The following is an 18,998-nucleotide window of genomic DNA, read 5'->3' as shown; positions in this document are numbered from 1 at the left end:
TTTTTTCTATTGTTGTATAACTTCAAAGTTATTTAAATCATCTGGATTAACTGATGGAGGGATATCATCTATTGGTATAGAGGCCTCGTTTCCAGTAGGATTTGTTTCTGTTTCTTCAGGAACTGTCGTAGGAGGCGTAGTAGCTTGTGGCGTAGTTGGTGTAGCAGGTGTATGATTGGTTACCACTTCTTTAGTGCCACGTTTGATAACAGCAGCTCTTGGTTTATAATAGCTTGTATCTACTAATTCTTTCTTCTCTAATACACCATTTTTGTAATATAACTTATAAAGCTTCACACGTTTACCATCTAAAGCTTTTACCTCTACTACTTCTTTACCTTTTTCAAGTGTTGAATCATCTTCATATTTAGTCGCCGGAGCAGGAATAACCTCTGTTACTACAGAATCAAATTTGATATCATATTCAGGTATAGCGTCTTTATGACCATAAATATTAACATATACCTTATTGTTCTCACAATAGCCTTCGATAAATAGAGGATATCCAGTATTATTTTTAAATTTAAAATCTATAACACCTGTTGCATAAGTGGCATCTCGTCCTAGTGGCACGTAGGCTACAGGTAAGGAATGATTTTGTCTAGAAACAATTTCTATATCTGTTAAAAGAACAGCATTGTAAAGTGTAGATGCAACTTGACAAACACCGCCACCTAAGCCATCTTCTATTTTACCATTAACGATAACACCAGCATTTTTATATCCAGCTGCTTCAGTAAATGGTTCCAATTGGTTAGATAAGTAGAAAATCTCATCAGGTAAAAGCATGCGACTGATTTTTTGTGCTGCCACCTTTAGATTTTCATTACGATTGGCACTGGCATTATTATAGGAAGTAGAAAAGCTTGAAATAAGTGTCTGGACATCTGCAAAAGAAGCTTCTGTATATTCAGGTATAACAGTTTTAGTAACTGCTTCTACTTCTATAAGTTCATTAAGTTCATTATTTGGTTCCTTTAATGCTTCAGCCATTTTTTCAAAGGTAGCTTCTTCATCAAGAGCTTCACCTTCTACTTCCTTTGTAACAAAAAATTGTCTATTTTTTCGTTCAATACTGGCATTGACAGGCTCTTTATAAAAGAATGTGGCATTTTCTTTTATAAAATTATGGATAGGTTCATCACTAAAGGTTTTTGTAAGTTCGAATTTCTGTGCATTTGCTAATCCTTCTTTTGAAATACGATATTTTTCAAAAAATGATTCCTGATGACCTAACTCAAAAGCCTTGTTTATAGTCTCATCAATATTATAGGTTATACCAAGTTCATTACATGCAATCTGTTTTTTAATTTCATTTTTATATAAAACGATTGATTGCTGTTTTAGTTCAGATTCTTTCATGTTTTCTAGCTTAAGCTTAGCTTCTTCTTTTGTTAAACCTCCAACAGATAAATCTTCTATATATACATTTTGGGCAAATACTTGTTCAAATTCAGTTACCTTAGTGTATATGTAACCTATAGTACCAAGAGATATACCAATAATGACAACAGCCCCAATAATGGCACTCCATTTTAAGAGACTTTTGGATTTCATATTGCACCTCCTAGTTATTGATCACTTTGATAAGAGTGGTCTATTAAAATTGTAATATACTTAGTATCATAGAAACAGCAAGAATGACACATATAGCACCAGCAAAAGTCTTTTTATACTTTTGCCCCCATTCAAACATGTTAAGGGATTGTTTGTGTTTTTTATTTTTACTCTTTTTTTGATTTGTGTGGTTTTTCATCTATTTCATCCTCCCAAACTATTATAGCATTTTTTATAGCGTAATGACTATCTATTTTTCGTACTTGTCCATTGTTAAATTTAACAAGCATCACAGCATTTTCCAATATTTCCATTATTAATCCTTTCCCTAGGCTTTTATGGTAAAGTGATTGGCCTACTTTGAGTTTTGATTGTACTAATTGCACCTGAATCTCACTGATAAATGGAGAAATATCTACATTTTTCCCATGTCGTTCTTCTGGAGAATAAATGAATAAGTTTTCTTTGGCACGTGTCATAGCTACATAAAATAAACGCCTTTCTTCTTCTAGTTCAGCAGGCAAATGACTTTTATGATGAGGAATTGTCCCATTTACAACACCAATAATAAAAACAGTATTAAATTCTAGACCTTTTGAACCATGCATAGTCATCAAGTTAAGTGCTTCTTGCTTGATATTTTTATGATTAGTTTGTGTCTTTACTTCTTCGGACATCGTTTTAAGCATATTTTCCCATTCCTTAAATGAAACATAGCCTTCGGTTGAATCTTCAATATCATATAGTACTTCTAATAGACTAGAAGCAGGCATCTTTCGAAAACTTGCATAGTCCATTACATATTGATCATAACCGATATTTCTTCGAATATAAGCTATTGCATTTTTCAAATCCTTTTCTTTTAAAACCTGTAGGTCAAATAAAAGCTGCTGAATATAGTTTTTTTGCCACTCAGTTAAGGTTTCTAGCCCTAATAAGTTCATAAAAAGATGCTCACCCATCTGTTTAGCTTGCTGCATAGCAGCGTTGCTAATATAGCGTTTAGGTTTGTTAATAATGCGGGCTGCTAGCTCAGGTTGATTAATATTTTCTGCTAGATATAAGTAGGCAAATAAATCTTGTGTAATCCACTGATCATATAAGCTGACCATACCGTCACGTAGACAAAAAGGAATATTAGCTGCTAATAAAGTTTCTACAATAGGTCTTGCTTGTAAATTAGTACGATAAATAATAGCCATTTCTGTTAAAGGAAGTCCTTCATTCTTGCGTTTTATAATTTCATTCACAATTAAAAGAGCTTCTTCCTTAGCATCCTTACAAGGAATAAACAAAGGAGCACTCCCCTTGGCATTAGGCGTTGTTAATGCCTTAAGATAACGTTTAGTATTGTGCTCAATAAGAGCTAGGCTATAGTTAAGAATCATTTGTGTTGAACGATAATTAACATCTAAATAAATCTCTTCTACTTCTGGAAAATGCTTTTTAAAATCTAGTAAAAACTCAGGCTTGGCACCTCTAAACTGATAAATACTTTGATCATCATCACCTACAACAAAAATTTGACGTTTTGCTTCTGCTATTTTTTTAATAATACGAAACTGTACTTCATTAATATCCTGAAACTCATCAATTAAGATATATTGATACTGCGCTCTGACAACTTTTAAAATAGCATCATCGTTATCTAACAAGTAATAACAAGCTACTAGCATATCATCAAAATCAAAGGCTTGATGACGCTCTTTAAAGGCTTCGTAATGTTTTAAAAGCTTAATAAACGCTTCTCTAGAGATCCCTTCAGGATAATAGTTTTTGGATTCTATAAGTTGGTTTTGCATAAGTGATAGATGCTTTGTAAAGTTTTCTATAAAATCTTCTTCTTCATCAAGCTCTAATTCTTTTATAAGGTTTTGCAAGATACTTTTCTTTTTATCTTCTAAAAGTAAATGTTCAATGGCATAACGTCTTGGGTCTGAGCGTCTTAAAATGCGATAAAATACACTATGTAATGTACCAAATGTTACACCTGTTACACCATGAATTTTTTCATAACGTTGTTTCATTTCTTCCGCAGCTAATTTACTAAAGGTCACGACAAGTATATGCTGTGGTGCACAGTTTAATTGCTCAATCATATAATGAACACGATTAATAATGACATGTGTCTTTCCTGAGCCTGGTCCGGCAATGACCAAGGTAGGTTTAAGTAAACAGGTCACAGCTTGTTTCTGGCTCTTATTTAAATCCATGATATTTTCCCTCTATTCCAGTCAAATTAAGAGATGAAACAATCATCCCTTTAAATTATAGACAAATTATATTATAATAAACATAATGTTTTTATGAAAGGGGTTAATTAATGGATTTAAGTTGGTTGCCATCATTTGCGTGCTTTGTCATGGGAATATTCATATTAGGACTAACCTTTAAACAAAGAGTAGAAAAGACGAATAAACAGAAAAAAGGGGATTGGCGAGAGGCATTAGAAAAAGAACATACCATGCAGTTTGTACGTGCAAAAACTATTCCAGAGAATTTATTTTTATCAGTTGATTTTGAGAAATATCCTGTGGTTAACAATTCTAGTTGCCAAGAAATTTACTTGAAACTTCTAAATTGTGCTAAAACTCCTATGGTTAATTTAAAACAAATGTCTAACTTAGAAATTAAACAGCAATTTGGACCTAGTGGATTAGACATGTTAACAAGTTATGAAAGAAATTATTTTAACTTTATGGATATATCTTATGAATATGGTAGTATATTATATGATAATGGCTTCGTTAAAGAAGCTAGAAAAGTTCTAGAAATGAGTATATTATATGGATGTGATGCATCTAAGTGTTACTTGTTACTGATTCAAATTTATAAGTTAATGAATGACTCTGAGGCACTCAATCAGATTAAAGAAACTGCCATGAAAAATATGAAGAACTCTCCACTCTTAGAAAAAGTTCTTAGTCAGTTATCTTAAAGATAACGTCTTAATGAAAGTGAGATGATAAAATGAATATTGGTATTTTTTCAGATACCTATTCTCCACAAGTTAATGGAGTTGTAAGCTCTATTTTAACCTTGGAGAAGAAATTACGCGAACAAGGCCATAATGTCTATATTTTTACGATTAGCCATCCTGATGCAGATGATCATTCACCTTATGTACATCGTATAGCGAGTTTGCCCTTTATATTTTTAAAGGATCATCGTGTAGGGATTATTTATTCTAATAAGGCAGTTCATAAAATTAAACGATTAAAGTTAGACATTATTCTTTCTCAAACAGAATTTTCAGTAGGTATTTTTGCAAAATTAGTAGCTAAGAAGTTAGATATTCCTATTGTGCATACGTATCATACAGTTTATGAAGATTATATGCACTATGTTTCTAAAGGAATCGAGTTTTCACCTAAAATCGCACGTAAATACAGTAAATCTTTTTGTAATGGTGTAGATGGTGTTGTTGCTCCTACTAAAAAAACAGAAAAGCTTTTAAGAAGTTATGGTGTAAAAAAACCTATTAGTATTATACCTACAGGCATTGATTTTTCACCTTTTAATTGTGAAAAATATGCTGCTGAAGAAATTCTCCGTTTAAAGGAGACATTTCAAATCCCAACAACTGACCCTGTTATCTTATTTGTAGGGCGTGTTGCAAAAGAAAAAAGTATAGATGTACTTATAGAAGCTATGCCACTTGTTCTTAAAAAGCTACCTACTGCTAAATTAGTTATAGTCGGGGATGGGCCTTCTCGTTTAGAACTAGAGGAATTAGCTACAAAGTTAGGTGTCAGAGATTCGGTTATTTTTACAGGAATGCAACCATGGAGTGGTATTGGAAAAATGTATCAATTAGGTGATGTTTTTGTCAGTGCTTCTGTTACAGAGACACAAGGGTTAACTTTTGCAGAAGCTATGGCTGCAAAATTGCCTATCGTTGCACAAGAGGATGAGAGTATTGCAGGCCTCATTAGAGATGGCTATAATGGCCTACTTTTCCATAATCAAGAAGAATTATCAGAAGCTTTAGTCACTATTTTATCAGATTCTAGTTATAGAGAAAATTTAGCAAATAATGCCCTCTACTCTGTTAAACCTTTATCTGCTGAAACTTTTGGTTTAAATGCTGAGGCATTTTACCATGAAATATTAGATCAATTTTATGAAGCTAACCCTCATAAGAAACCTCGCCTTCGTTTAAAGAAGCTACTTGCTAAGAAGAAACAAACTTTAAATGACAATATTAAAAATACATCTAAAGACCGCATAGAAGATGAGCAATAAAAAAGTTCCTAGTGTAATCTAGGAACTTTTTTGATTAATACATATGACCTTGTGCTAATGCTTCTTGTGCTTCTATAGGAAGCTGTTTTTGAGAGTGTACTAGACCATAAGGGCAGTGGCTTAAAAACATACAGTTCAAGCATTTAGGACTACGTGCTGTGCAAATGCTACGTCCATGTGCGATCACTTGTGTATTATACCGAATCCAATGGGAATCTGGCAATTTAGTCATAAGATCTTTTTCTATTTGAACAGGGTCTTCATAAGGTGTAATCCCCCATCTAATGCTAATGCGCTTAACATGTGTGTCTACTACAATGCTAGGAATATGAAAGATATTTCCCCTAATAACATTGGCTGTTTTTCTACCTACACCAGCTAAAGTCACAAGTGACTCAATATCTGAAGGTACTTCACCATTAAAGCACTCTACTAGCCGTCTTGAACAAGCAATAATGTTTTTAGCTTTATTTTTATAAAACCCTGTACTTTTAATGGCCTCTTCTACATCCTTGAGTTCAGCTGTAGCAAAAGCTTCTACATTTGGAAATTGTTTAAATAGCTCAGGTGTTACTTGATTAACACGGTCATCTGTACACTGGGCACTTAATATTGTAGCAATTAAAAGTTCAAAGGGCGTGCGATGATGCAGGTAGCAAATAACTTCTTTAGGGTAATACGTATCTAATGTATCTAATAAAAAAGCAATTTGTTGTTTTTGTTTCATAGTTCTACTCCTTTTCTATTAAAATACCTTTTATCGGTGAAGAGGAATAATCAAATAATATCCCCATAGGAATCTGTAATAACTCTGCTGAATCATAGGTTTGACTTAAATAATTTTCCCATACATTATAACGGAAGTACTCTAAATGAGTTTCTTTATAGCGTTGTCTAGGAACCAAATCACTTAAATTCGGTAGATAGTTCATAATAAACAAATCATCTTTAAGTAGGTCATTATAATATACTTTATAGCTTGCACGATTTAAGGTTTCAAATGCTTCTGGCATTTCACGAATAGGTTCGTGAAGAATATAATCTAGTCGAATATATTCCTTGAGAAGTTCAGAGTTAACAGTAGTCTGCTGGGCTGCAAAAGTAATGAGATGAAGATAATAAGCTAGCTTGTTGTGTTGGATCAAATCATAGTCTTGTTCTTCCCAAAATACCATTAGAGCTTCAAAAAAGTCAAAAGGTGATTTAAAGCAGGTGAATAAATACTCTAGACTGTTATGAAAGCGACCGCTATTATAATATCTCTCTAAAAGCTCTTCTATGCTATGCAACTTCAGCATTTCATCAAAATTCATTTCTTTTGTATAAAGGATTTCATAAGGAGGCTCATCTTTATAAATAAGACCATAAGTTTCTGCTGATTTTCTTAATCCAGATCCTTTTAAAAGTTTTAGAAAGCCTAATTGAAATTGCTCAGGACGTAGGGCAATTACATCATTAAAGGAATTTCTAAAAGAAGCATAATCTTCATAAGGAAGACCAGCAATTAAATCTAAGTGTTGATGAATATTACCTAGTGCTTTTATTTTTCTTGTTATTTCTTTAATATCTTCATAGGGCATTTTACGAGAAATGGCTTCTAGTACTTTCATATTAGTAGATTGGACACCTATTTCAAATTGAATAAGACCATTTCTAGCACCTTTTAGAAGTTCTAGCATATCATCATCAATTAATTCTGCTGCGATTTCAAAGTGAAAGTTAGTAGAGCCATTATCATTTGCTATAATATGCTCCCAAATGGCCATCGCATAGGCCTTTTTAGTATTAAAGGTACGATCTACAAACTTAACTTGCTTGACGCGCTGTTTTAGGAAGTAAGTAAGATGCATTTTTACGCGTTCTAAAGGAACAAAGCGTACGCCTTTATGCGTGGATGAAAGGCAGTATTGGCAATTAAAAGGGCAACCTCTAGAAGCCTCATAATAAATGATTTTATGTTCTAAACCCTCTAAAGAGTCATATACAAAAGGCAAATGCTTTAAATCAAGTGGCTGACGAGGTGCATTTTTAATAATAACATTTCCCTTCTTATAAATAATACCATTTATATCGTGTAAAGAGCCTTTACCTTGGATACGATAGTCTAAGTATTGTTTCCAAGTCTCTTCCCCTTCACCTTCCATCACTAAGTCAATATCTAATGCTTCAAATAAGTGATCTCCTTCATAAGAAACTTCCGGTCCACCTAAAACTAGCGTTGTATGAGGTAAAAGCTTTCTTAATGTAGGAATCAAGGTTTTTACAAAAGACATATTCCAAATATAACAAGAGATACCGATAATATCTGGTTTTTCCTTATAGATGGCTTTAATCATTTCAGTTTCATTGTTATTAATAGTTGTTTCTAAAATAGTTATATGGGATTCATAGTCTTTACAGTAGCTTTTTATATAACGCAAAGCTAATGAAGTATGAATATATTTGGCATTAAGTGCTAATAATAATACTTTCAAATTAACAGTCCTTTCTATATATTGCTTGCCTCATTATAGCATATTTTAAAAACTTATCCTAACACAAAATAAAAGCAAAGGTATCACCCTTGCTTTTATATAAATCAATTACTTATTTAGTAGTTGTTTTAGTGGTTGTTTTATTAGTAGTGTTATTGTTAGTAGTAGTACCATCATTAACCACACCATTTTTTTCATTAACCACACCATTAGTTGCATTACCTGTAGGACTTGTGGTAGGAATTACTGTAGGGCTTACTGTAGGACTTACAGTAGAACTTGGCATTGTGCTTTCAATCGGTGGATTAGTTGCTGTAGTACCATTATTAGTTGCTGTGCAACCTACAAAAGCAAAACTCATCACAACAAGTGCTGATAAAAATATTAATTTTTTCATATGAATGCTATACTCCTTTTCATGAAATGAAATATTCTACGAAGTTAGTATGAGCACTAATTATGATTTTATGCATAAGCTTTTTAAATCAAGTAAGTTCAATAATATGAATAGAATGATCCGTATAGAGATCAATATACTTATCTTGTACTTTGATAATAGGTCTATAAACGCAGGCTGGATTAATGGCAACTACTTCTCCTATTTGACCATTGCTTAATTGAACGTAAGTTCCTATGTAATAAGTAGCAATATTAGTTAAAAATGTTAATAGAATTTTTGTATCAAGCTTTCCAAATACACCTTCTTGCATTAATTGCATCACATCAAAAGGTGAATGTTTTTTTTGATACGGCCTTTCTGAGAGCATAGCGTCATAAACATCTGCTACTGCTAATACTTTAGCGATATCATTAATATTTTCACTATAAACCCCATAAGGATAACCTGAACCATCCATTTTTTCATGGTGCATTAAGATTCCTATTTTAATATCTAAACTTATACTTTTATTATCTTGAAGTAGTTCATAAGAATAGCGAGAATGCTGCTTAATTTCTTCAAACTCACTTTCTGTTAGTTTATCTGGTTTATTTAAGATTTTAGGATCTATTTTCATCTTACCAATATCGTGTAATAGTCCAGCAATTAATAAGGATTCTATCATTTGTTCCCCATATTTCATCCATTTCCCAATCAGCATGCTTAATAAAGCAACATTAATACTATGTGTATATGTATAGCTATCAGCATATTTAAAAAGGTTAATACAACCAATTATTTTATAGTTATCGTTAAAGGCATCTTGCATTTGTAGCTTAACATTTTTAAAGGCTTCATAATCAACTACATTATCAGTTGTAACTTGATTAAGAAGTACTTGAACGGTATCTGTACATTTTTTATAGCTTTCTCTTGTTTCTTTAGTGATTTTCCATACATCATCCCATGTATTAACAAAAATAGTAACCTCATCAAAACTGAGTTCCTTTAAGGTTTCAATAGTTTCTGCTGTTAATTCTTGATTTTCACCCACATAGACTAAACCATTATCTAAATTTCTAACAGCTTCAGCAACTAGCATTCCTGGCATACATTCATTTAATGGAATTGTTAACTTTGGCATAGCTTTCCCCCTACATTATATTCTGTTATTACAAATTGTCTTATAACTAAATTTTATACTAATTCCATTTATTATACAATATAAACTAAAAAAAAGCTTTTGGTATTGAGGGTAAAAAATATCCCTCTCATATATCATGAGAGGGATATTTTTTAGTAAGCAACACCTTGCATATACATAGCATCAGCTACTTTTAAGAAGCCTGCAATATTAGCACCAAGCACATAATTATCTGGTTCACCATATTGTGTAGCTGCCTCACGAGAAACAGTGTGAATATGTTTCATAATACCTTTTAATTTTTCATCTACTTCTTCAAATGTCCAGCTATATCTCATACTATTTTGAGACATTTCAAGACCAGAAGTTGCTACACCACCTGCATTAGCTGCTTTACCAGGAGCAAATAGAACGCTTGCTGCTTGGAATACTTCTACTGCTTCAGGAGTAGAAGGCATATTAGCGCCTTCTGCAACAGCCATAACACCATTTGCTACAAGCGCTTTAGCTGCTTCTTCATCTAATTCATTTTGTGTAGCACATGGAAGTGCAATATCACATTTAATAGTCCAAATACCACGGAAACCGTCTGTATAGGTTGCATCTTTATGTATATTAACGTATTCTTTGATTCTCTTACGCTCTACTTCTTTAATTTGTTTAACAGCATCTAGATCAATACCATTTGGATCATAGATATAGCCATTTGAATCACTAAGTGCTACAACTTTAGCACCAAGTTCTATAGCTTTTTCAGCAGCGTAAATAGCTACGTTACCAGAACCAGATACAACTACTGTTTTGCCTTCAAAGCTTTCACCTCTGGTAGCAAGCATTTCTTGTGTAAAGTAGCAACAGCCATAACCTGTAGCTTGTGTTCTTACAAGAGAACCACCATAGTTAAGTCCTTTACCTGTGAGCACGCCAGTAAACTCATTACGTAGACGTTTGTATTGACCAAACATAAAGCCAATTTCACGAGCACCTACACCAATATCACCGGCAGGAACATCTGTGTCAGCACCAATATGTTTGCTAAGCTCAGTCATAAAGCTTTGACAAAATCTCATAATTTCTTGGTCTGATTTACCTTTTGGATCAAAATCACTACCACCTTTACCTCCGCCCATTGGTAGACCTGTTAAGGAATTTTTAAAGATTTGCTCAAAACCTAAGAATTTAATAATACCTAAGTTTACAGATGGATGGAAACGAAGTCCCCCTTTATATGGTCCAATAGCACTATTGAATTGTACACGGTAACCACGGTTAACCTGTACATTACCGTTATCATCTACCCATGATACACGGAACATAATAGCACGTTCTGGTTCTACAATACGTTCAAAGATTCCTGATTTAACATATTGTGGGTTGCGCTCAGCAACTGGCTCCATACATAATAATACTTCTTTTACTGCTTGATGAAACTCTGGTTGTGCAGGATGATTTTTTTCTACTCTACTCATTAAGTCCTGCATGTACTCCGTACGAAAACTCATAGATACGCCTCCTATAAATTAAGTTCCTGCGGCTCATCTTCCGCTAAAAACATTTTATCATAATACGAAATTTTTTCAACAAAATAATTCATTTTTATTGAATTTTATTGAATTATAAATAAAGATGTATTAATCAATTTCTGATTATAATCATAGTATTATCAGGCAAGTTTTCATAAAGCCATTTAGCATCCTCATCACTTAAAATGATGTTTCTTCTTTTAGTTCTTGCACCCAGAGATTTACTAGCGCTGGTAAGTATATTCCAGTAAGCATCTCTTATGTAACCTTGAAAGCCATATTCATCACTAATTTTTATCCAAAAATTAGCACCCTCTTTATGCACAGCATCTTCATAAACATCTGCTTTACCTTGTAAATAATATGTGCCAAGAGGAGGTGCATATTTTCCTTCGCCTAATGAGCAAACCATGGTCTTAATCTTTTTTTCGCCTTGATAACAGTAAACTACTGTATTTTGACTACAAACTACTTCTAACCATAGACGATTTTGCTTTAAAGTAGTTGTGGTAAATTGAACCGTTTCAGGTTCACTTATTTCACCACTTGCCACCTGTGTTTGAAAAATAGCTTCATATGTTGTTTCTGGTTTTAATCGATCTTGCAAAATAAAATAGGCATGATGAGCATCTGTTAGTATGCCATTAATTTTATCATTCGCAATCATAACAGTAGCTTTAACAATAGGCTCTTTACTTTCTAAAGTTAAACGTGGATAAAGACCAATCCATTTATCTTGTTTAGCGGGATAAGTCTTAGTAATAGATGGTTTTTGGTCTACCTGTAACACAAATACTTGATCTTCATCTAGTAGGGTTCCCGTATGTGAAGGCATGCCTGTCTTGAAAGAAAGAACGTAACGTTTACCATTTTCTAAAGGTGATTTAGGAGTAAAAACAAAACGCGTTAAATCTGTATATTGTTTACCATTAGTAGCTGTTACCATATAAGGCTTGATATAAAAAGTTGCGTCGCATTGCAAAAATTTATTGATTTGAGTAGCGTTCATAGGTGTACTAAATTGAACTTCAAATGAATTACTACTAGAAATAAGAAAATCATTTTGTGGACTTAGTATATGAATTGGAGCTTTAAAAGCAATATGTACTTCTTCAGATTTACAAATTCCTTGCCATTTTGTAGGGGCATTTTCAATAAGCATCTTTACTTTTTTCCCTTTAATTAAACTGGTTTCTTTGACTTTTATAGATACAACTTCTGGTTTAATCCAAGTAACTGAATAGTCTACATTATTTTCATAAGGCACTTCACCTAACCATTTAATGTACTGTTCGAAGCCGGCTTGTTCCATTGGTAGTAGAAAATTGATTGTAATTTCCGCATAATCTTTTTTCACTTCTACCCAAGATAAATTAAATCCTTTAATTAACCATAATAAAACGAGTATTACTACAATAGTAAATGATAAAATTGTTAATTTTTGACGATATCTATTCATATTACATCCCTCCAACTTGTCTACAACATATCATATGATAGAAAAGGGACAAACATGATAAATTTTACTGTTAAAAGCAAAAAAGGTACTATTGAAAAAATAGTACCCTTTTAGTCTTTTGTTAGTGTACGGTTTTAGATCCTATAAAAATGCCTAAAGCCGGAATCGAATTAGGAGGATTTTTAGCCCTATGTTTAATTTACGGTTTTAAACATAAAAAAGTGCCCAGAGCCGGAATCGAACCAGCGACACGAGGATTTTCAGTCCTCTGCTCTACCGACTGAGCTATCTGGGCATCTGGAGGGAGAAGGATTCGAACCTTCGAAGCTATCGCAACAGATTTACAGTCTGCCCCCTTTGGCCGCTCGGGAATCCCTCCATACGATATGTTTTCTTAACACTTGTACATCATAACAAATACAACGTATACTGTCAATATTTTTTGTATATAAAACAATTATTTTTTATGGTATGAAATTTTATGACATTATAGTATAATAGATAACATACAAAAGCTAAAGGACGGTCAATTTATGAAAATTTTAGTTGTTTCTGATGTAGAAAGTAATTATATCTGGGACTTCTTTGATAAATCAAACTTTCAAGATATAGCTTGTGTGATTTCTTGTGGTGACTTAAAAGCATCATATTTATCCTTTTTAGTTACTATGCTGGCAGTTCCAGTGTTTTATGTTCATGGTAATCATGATAAGGGCTATCTCACACAGCCTCCTGAAGGTTGTGATTGTATCGAGGATAAGGTTGTTACTTTTAATGGTTTACGCATTGCTGGATTAGGTGGTTCTATTGAATATAAAGGTGGTCCATTTCAATTTACTGAAGAAAAAATGCAAAAACGCGTTAAAAAACTTGTTAGAACTTGTAAAAAACCCATTGATATTTTAGTTACTCATTCTCCTACCTTTGGAATAGGGGACAATCCCAATAGTCAGTGTCATATAGGATTTAAAAGTTTTTATACGCTTTATGAGCAGCTTTTACCTAAATATCATTTGTATGGACACAATCACTTTACTTATTCATCTAATGCTAAACGTATTTTAGTACATAATAATATTCAAGTTATTAACGGATATAATTATTATATTTTAGAAATCTAAAAATAGGGAGTAAGGTTAATAACCTTACTCCCTATTTATTTACCCGTAATACCTTGCATATAAGAAAATGGATCTACAGGTGTTAGTGTTTTAATATCTGGAATTTCTCCTTCTACTCCCTCTACTAACCAATCCATATGAATGATATCCTCATAATCTAAGTTTTCGCCAGCTTTGGCTTTTATCACATGATTTTGATCATAGATAGGTCCTTTAAATACATCAAATTCATTTCTAATAATCGCTTGCTTAACATTCTCAATCAAATGTTTCATTGGAGCTGTCATATTACGGTTAGAATATAATAAATCTACGATGCCATTATTCATGCCTTGCCAAAAGTTAACAGGCATATCTGAACGATTGTTATCTTCTTGTATGCTCTTCCAAGTACCATTTAATATATTTTGAATAACTTGTTCATAAAATACACCCCAATTCCAGATAGCCATAGCATAGTGGGTTTTTTGATGTGTATTTTGATTAATACTATAAACACCATAGCCTTTGGAAATATCTCCTGGAATAGGGAGATCTTCATTTGAAATAATATCTGCACCAGCATTAAATAAGGTTTCTGCTACAGCTTTACCGCCCTCTGGATTATCCCACCTATTAGTCCAAAGTGCCTTGACCTTAACTCTAGGATTAACGGCTTGTGCCCCTAAAGTAAAGGCATTAATACTACTTACTACCTCTGAAATAGGATAAGGTGCAACATAACCAATCACATTAGTTTCTGTCATTGATCCTGCAATCATTCCTAATAAATAACGTGGTTCATGGATGCGTCCATAATACAAGGTAAGAGATTTATAAGAATGGGTTGCTGCACAATTAAAAAATTTAACATTTGGAAATTCCATGGCAGCTTTTAATGCTGGAGCTAAATAAGTAGGGCTAGTTGCAAATACGATGTCATAGTGATCATTTGCTAAGGTCTTAAAAGCATCAAAAGCTTTATCGTTTTCAGGAACTCCTTCTATTTTAGTGGTTACGATTTGATCTTTAAATACATTATCGATATGTAATCGACCTAATTCGTGGGCATATGCCCAACCTGATGTAGAAACAGGTTTAGCATATACAAAAGCTATTTTTAATACTTTTTTTGAAGTTACTAAATCAGATAGAGATGAGAATACACTTTTCTTTTTAGGAGGTTGAATAACCTCTGTTTGAACATGAGTTGTTTCGGCTTCTATTACCTTTAACTCATCAATAATATTTTTGACTTTTACTTTATAGGCTTCTGGTGTAATCTCTTTAGAAAGTCCATAAATCTTTAAAAAGGTTAAAAAGGCATCACCAGTTGTAATATCTAGTTGATCACCGCCTTGCTCTAAATAAAGCTGTCTAAAGGGACGATAACAATTAGCTAAAAAGATTTTATCTGCCTCATCTTCTGTAGTCATAGTTCGATATTGTTTAACATAAGAAAGAAGCTCTGTAAAACGTCCGATTTCTGAAAACCAAATGGTATTGATGTGAGTTTCTTTGTAAAAATTCATAAACTCATAATAAATAGTATTTAGCTTATTATTAGGGTCACGTTTAGGAATGAGGCGAATGACTTGACCATTAATGGTGGTTCCTTCAACAAATTTCAAAACACTTACCCTTTTATTTCCCTCAATAACAAAGAAACGATTAAGATACTCATAAACTTTAATTGGATCTGCAATACCTGTTTGAATGTGGTAATCGTAAAGATACATCCACTTTGAAGCAAATTCAGTTTTGATATTCATAATAGGCATATAATTATCAGCAAAAGAAATACTTCTAGCATGAGTGTATGTTCCTACAATCTTATTAATAGGAATCTCCACTAGCCCTAAAGGAAATTCAGCTGCAATATCACCTGGTTGAATCATACTATCTAGGGCACGTAAGTAACCAGATTCGCCTTTTAAAAGTTTTTGATTCCAAGCTTGTTTACCGCTCTTATAAGCCTGCTCATAAGCATGTTGTAATTCTGTATGATTCATTTTTTTCACCTTAGCTTTCTACATCTATTTAAAGAATTATTTTCAAAATAAGCAGTGAAACTTATTTAAATTATTTGGGTGAAAAGATTTCCAAATGTTCTTGGTCTATCCCCCAATGAAGTTTATTATCTTCTATAGTATAAATCATCTGAAAACTCATATTCCCAACGGTATATTCTATAGTGTTTGGTGAAATAATACGATAAACACCCTCGGGTAAATTATTTTTAAAGGTAACCTTGCCATCTTTTGTAAAGGTTAGAACTTCCCCAGTTTCTTCTGATTGCCAAGTATGAACCAAGGTAATAGCCTCCTTTTGCTTAAGAAAAGCTAAACAAAAGAAACTTATAACAAGTAATCCTATAATCATTAAAACGGCTATAGTGCCTCTATAATGAGGCTTCCTTTTTTTCTTTAGCACATATTTTGGTTGATACATGATTCCCCCTAGTTTTTTCTTTATATTTTACACTAAAATAGACTTATTGACAATTCTATTTCATATAAGGTAATAGCTTTGTCATATCTAAGGGGATTTCTATTACTCCTGCTGCATATGGTGCTATTTCATATACATTAAAAACGATGACAATTAAGCCATCTTGATTAATATAAAAATTTTGCTCATCTTTAATACCTACAAAGCCACCATCGCCTACAAAAAAAACTTCACCTTGTTGTATTCTACGACTTATTTGTTCATTGATTCCGGCATTAATTAAGGCTTTATAATCCACTGTAGGTTTGAATAGATCTTTTAACGAAATAATTTTATTTTTTATTAAATCAATGGTAATATAACGTAGTTCACCTAAGCCATGAGCTCCTCCACTATATTGATATTTAAAAAACTCCAATGTATAGTAAGGGTATGGAGAAGGAATAGCCGTATAGCTTTCTAAGTATTCAAATTTCAGCGGCTTTAATCCATCGCGAATCATTTCTTTATTATATTGCAATGCTTCTGAAATGGCATTTTTTTTTCTGGCTTTTGCTTCTTTTAAAAGATTTTGATTGAATTGCCTTTGAAAGGTGCGATCTGTAAGGCCTTGGAGTTGTGGTATCTTCATGTCTAATGAAATCACTTCGGACTGATAATGATAAGACTTAGGACAAGCTGTTACAGAATTTTGTGTTGCCATTACGAAAATAGCTGCTCCAGGTTTTTCTTTAGCCGGTTGTGTTTTGGCATAAAGTGTTGTAAATAGCATGCAGTAAATCAAACCTAAAGCGCACATTGCTTGAATCATTCTTTTTTTATTCATTTTATGCCCCCTATATAATTTATTTATACTCTTATTGTACCCTTATAAAAAAACCATATGTTAGATAAACATTTGTAAATCTGCAAAGTATTTCATCTTGAAAAATATGTCATAGCTTTGTTTAAAAATTTTTCTAAAGAGGTGTCATAATGTCTTCTATTTCACAATGTGTTCAAGATATGAATCATTATTTTTATACCCGAAAAACTTATGATTTAAAACTTCGTATGTATTACTTAAAAAAATTAAAAAGTGCTATTTTGAATCATCAAAAAGAAATTGAAAAAGCGCTTCATAAAGATTTTAAAAAGCCAGCTTTTGAAACTTACTTAACTGAAATTTATACAACAATTTCAGAAATCAATCATACACTTAAGAATCTTAAAAACTGGTCAAAGCCTTTACAGTATAAAGGAGTACTTCCGGTTATAGGTGGCAATACAAAAGTATTGAAAGAACCCTATGGTATATGTCTTATTTTTTCACCTTTTAACTACCCTTTTCAATTAGCAATGATGCCTCTTATTGGAGCTATTGCAGCAGGCAATTGTGCCATTGTTAAGCCTTCAGAATATACACCAGCTACGAATAAAGTACTTCGTATGATTTTAAATGAAGTTTTTCCACCCTACTATGTAACACTTGTGGAAGGTGATAGCATGGTGTGTACTGAACTTCTTAACGAACCACTAGATTATGTTTTTTTCACCGGTGGCATAGAAACGGGTAAAAAGGTAATGAAACAGGCATCTGAACATTTAATCCCTGTAACTTTAGAATTAGGTGGGAAAAGCCCTGTTATTGTAGATCATACAGCTGATTTACGTTTAGCAGCTACTCGTATTGTATGGGGTAAATTTTTAAATGCAGGACAAACCTGCGTAGCTCCAGACTATGTTCTTGTTCATGAAAGTGTAGCAGATCGCTTGTTATGTTATATAGGTTTTGTATTACAACATTTTTACAGAGAAAAAAAGCATATGGCACATATTATTAATGAAGCACATTATGTTCGTTTACTTCAACTTATAAATGAAGATAAAATACATTTTGGTGGACATTTTAATACAGATGAATTATATATTGAACCAACAGTTCTGTACCCTATCGCACCTTCTGACTTATGTATGCAAGAAGAAATTTTTGGCCCTATTTTGCCTATTATACCTTATAAGCGTTTAGAAGAAGCTATTCATTATGTCCAACGTTATCCTAAGCCACTAGCATGCTATCTTTTTAGTAAAGACCAAAAACGTATTGACTATTTACTTAAACATCTTTCTTTTGGAGGTGGTTGTATTAATGATACAATATTACATGTTACTCACCCACAAGCTCCTTTTGGTGGGGTAGGTTATAGTGGAATGGGGGCATATCATGGTTACAATAGTTTTAAAACCTTTACTCATGAGAAAACCGTTCTTTATAGTACTCCTAGGGAGCTTCCTTTTCGTTATCCCCCTTATGATAAACAATTAAAATGGATTAAAAAAATGATTCGATAAACAAATAAAAGTGACTTCTACGATAAAGAAGCCACTTTTATTTGTTTATAAATCATGACAATCATGCCCTTTTTTCTTCTTAATTTGATTAAGTGTATCTAAGAAGCTTTCAATTTCACCAATTTCCATGTCACTCTTAATGTTCATGGTGTGAATTTTTTCTTCTCTAAAGTTTTTTAGGTGCATGGTCAACCCTTCATTAGAATCTTTCTCTGTATAAATACAGCGATAACCTTCGTTATATTTTTGCTTAAGTTCATTTAAATCACCCACAACTTACACTCTCCTTTCAGATTACACGTCTTAGTATAAGTCGTTTTTTGATTTTCATACGA

General features: G+C 32.7%; 16 protein-coding genes and 2 tRNA genes. 4 read left to right on the top strand and 14 right to left on the bottom strand.

Going from position 1 to position 18,998, the window contains the following annotated elements:
- Positions 1-6 precede the first annotated feature (6 nt).
- Positions 7-1,557, bottom strand: coding sequence for a VanW family protein (locus EKH84_RS13125; protein WP_127066640.1), 1,551 nt, complete (start codon positions 1,555-1,557; stop codon positions 7-9).
- Between the two features lie 167 nt (positions 1,558-1,724).
- A complete protein-coding gene (locus EKH84_RS13120) occupies positions 1,725-3,770 on the bottom strand; it encodes an ATP-dependent helicase (RefSeq protein ID WP_127066639.1) in 2,046 nt (681 codons plus the stop codon).
- Positions 3,771-3,880: 110 nt separating this feature from the next.
- On the opposite strand from EKH84_RS13120, the gene EKH84_RS13115 reads away from it, so the two are divergent.
- Positions 3,881-4,495, top strand: a complete 615-nt coding sequence (locus EKH84_RS13115) for a hypothetical protein (RefSeq protein ID WP_013657195.1) — start codon at positions 3,881-3,883, stop codon at positions 4,493-4,495.
- Positions 4,496-4,527: 32 nt separating this feature from the next.
- The gene (locus EKH84_RS13110) at positions 4,528-5,802 is read left to right on the top strand and encodes a glycosyltransferase family 4 protein (RefSeq protein WP_127066638.1); all 1,275 of its coding nucleotides are present in this window, start codon (positions 4,528-4,530) and stop codon (positions 5,800-5,802) included.
- 34 nt (positions 5,803-5,836) lie between these two features.
- Here the strand turns inward: EKH84_RS13110 and nth are convergent, their stop codons facing one another.
- The 8 genes from nth to EKH84_RS13070 all read right to left on the bottom strand — a co-directional run bounded on the left by nth (position 5,837) and on the right by EKH84_RS13070 (position 13,160).
- Complete coding sequence (nth, locus tag EKH84_RS13105; RefSeq protein WP_127066637.1) at positions 5,837-6,529, bottom strand: endonuclease III; 693 nt, start codon at positions 6,527-6,529, stop codon at positions 5,837-5,839.
- A gap of 4 nt (positions 6,530-6,533) precedes the next feature.
- Entirely contained in the window at positions 6,534-8,276 is a 1,743-nt protein-coding gene (locus tag EKH84_RS13100; RefSeq protein WP_127066636.1) for a B12-binding domain-containing radical SAM protein, read from the bottom strand.
- 112 nt (positions 8,277-8,388) lie between these two features.
- Positions 8,389-8,673 carry a hypothetical protein gene (locus EKH84_RS13095; RefSeq protein ID WP_127066635.1) on the bottom strand — a complete coding sequence of 95 codons (285 nt, stop codon included), beginning with the start codon at positions 8,671-8,673 and terminating at the stop codon, positions 8,389-8,391.
- 88 nt (positions 8,674-8,761) lie between these two features.
- Complete coding sequence (locus EKH84_RS13090) at positions 8,762-9,799, bottom strand: HD-GYP domain-containing protein (protein WP_127066634.1); 1,038 nt, start codon at positions 9,797-9,799, stop codon at positions 8,762-8,764.
- Between the two features lie 152 nt (positions 9,800-9,951).
- Positions 9,952-11,301 carry an NADP-specific glutamate dehydrogenase gene (gdhA, locus tag EKH84_RS13085; protein WP_127066633.1) on the bottom strand — a complete coding sequence of 450 codons (1,350 nt, stop codon included), beginning with the start codon at positions 11,299-11,301 and terminating at the stop codon, positions 9,952-9,954.
- A gap of 133 nt (positions 11,302-11,434) precedes the next feature.
- Entirely contained in the window at positions 11,435-12,781 is a 1,347-nt protein-coding gene (locus tag EKH84_RS13080) for a L,D-transpeptidase family protein (protein WP_127066632.1), read from the bottom strand.
- A 222-nt stretch (positions 12,782-13,003) separates the two neighbouring features.
- A tRNA-Phe gene (locus EKH84_RS13075) sits at positions 13,004-13,076 on the bottom strand.
- A gap of 3 nt (positions 13,077-13,079) precedes the next feature.
- Positions 13,080-13,160, bottom strand: a tRNA-Tyr gene (locus tag EKH84_RS13070).
- A gap of 154 nt (positions 13,161-13,314) precedes the next feature.
- Between EKH84_RS13070 and EKH84_RS13065 the strand changes: the two genes are divergently transcribed.
- Positions 13,315-13,902 (top strand): metallophosphoesterase family protein, encoded by a 588-nt coding sequence (locus EKH84_RS13065; protein WP_013657187.1) that lies wholly within the window; start codon positions 13,315-13,317, stop codon positions 13,900-13,902.
- Positions 13,903-13,937: 35 nt separating this feature from the next.
- Here the strand turns inward: EKH84_RS13065 and EKH84_RS13060 are convergent, their stop codons facing one another.
- The 3 genes from EKH84_RS13060 to EKH84_RS13050 all read right to left on the bottom strand — a co-directional run bounded on the left by EKH84_RS13060 (position 13,938) and on the right by EKH84_RS13050 (position 17,158).
- A complete protein-coding gene (locus EKH84_RS13060) occupies positions 13,938-15,893 on the bottom strand; it encodes a BMP family ABC transporter substrate-binding protein (protein ID WP_127066631.1) in 1,956 nt (651 codons plus the stop codon).
- A gap of 70 nt (positions 15,894-15,963) precedes the next feature.
- On the bottom strand, positions 15,964-16,332 hold the full coding sequence (locus tag EKH84_RS13055) for a hypothetical protein (protein WP_127066630.1): 369 nt from the start codon (positions 16,330-16,332) through the stop codon (positions 15,964-15,966).
- A gap of 55 nt (positions 16,333-16,387) precedes the next feature.
- Positions 16,388-17,158, bottom strand: coding sequence for a DUF3298 and DUF4163 domain-containing protein (locus tag EKH84_RS13050; RefSeq protein WP_013657184.1), 771 nt, complete (start codon positions 17,156-17,158; stop codon positions 16,388-16,390).
- Positions 17,159-17,307: 149 nt separating this feature from the next.
- On the opposite strand from EKH84_RS13050, the gene EKH84_RS13045 reads away from it, so the two are divergent.
- Entirely contained in the window at positions 17,308-18,663 is a 1,356-nt protein-coding gene (locus EKH84_RS13045) for an aldehyde dehydrogenase (RefSeq protein ID WP_127066629.1), read from the top strand.
- A gap of 45 nt (positions 18,664-18,708) precedes the next feature.
- On the opposite strand, the gene EKH84_RS13040 is transcribed toward EKH84_RS13045, so the two are convergent.
- On the bottom strand, positions 18,709-18,936 hold the full coding sequence (locus EKH84_RS13040) for a hypothetical protein (protein ID WP_127066628.1): 228 nt from the start codon (positions 18,934-18,936) through the stop codon (positions 18,709-18,711).
- Between the last annotated feature and the right edge of the window lie 62 nt (positions 18,937-18,998).

Origin of the sequence: Cellulosilyticum sp. WCF-2 (assembly GCF_003990395.1) — a bacterium.
Lineage (GTDB): Bacteria > Bacillota > Clostridia > Lachnospirales > Cellulosilyticaceae > Cellulosilyticum > Cellulosilyticum lentocellum.
The sequence above is the reverse complement of the archived record's forward strand: the minus strand, read 5'-3'. Positions and strand labels throughout refer to the sequence as shown.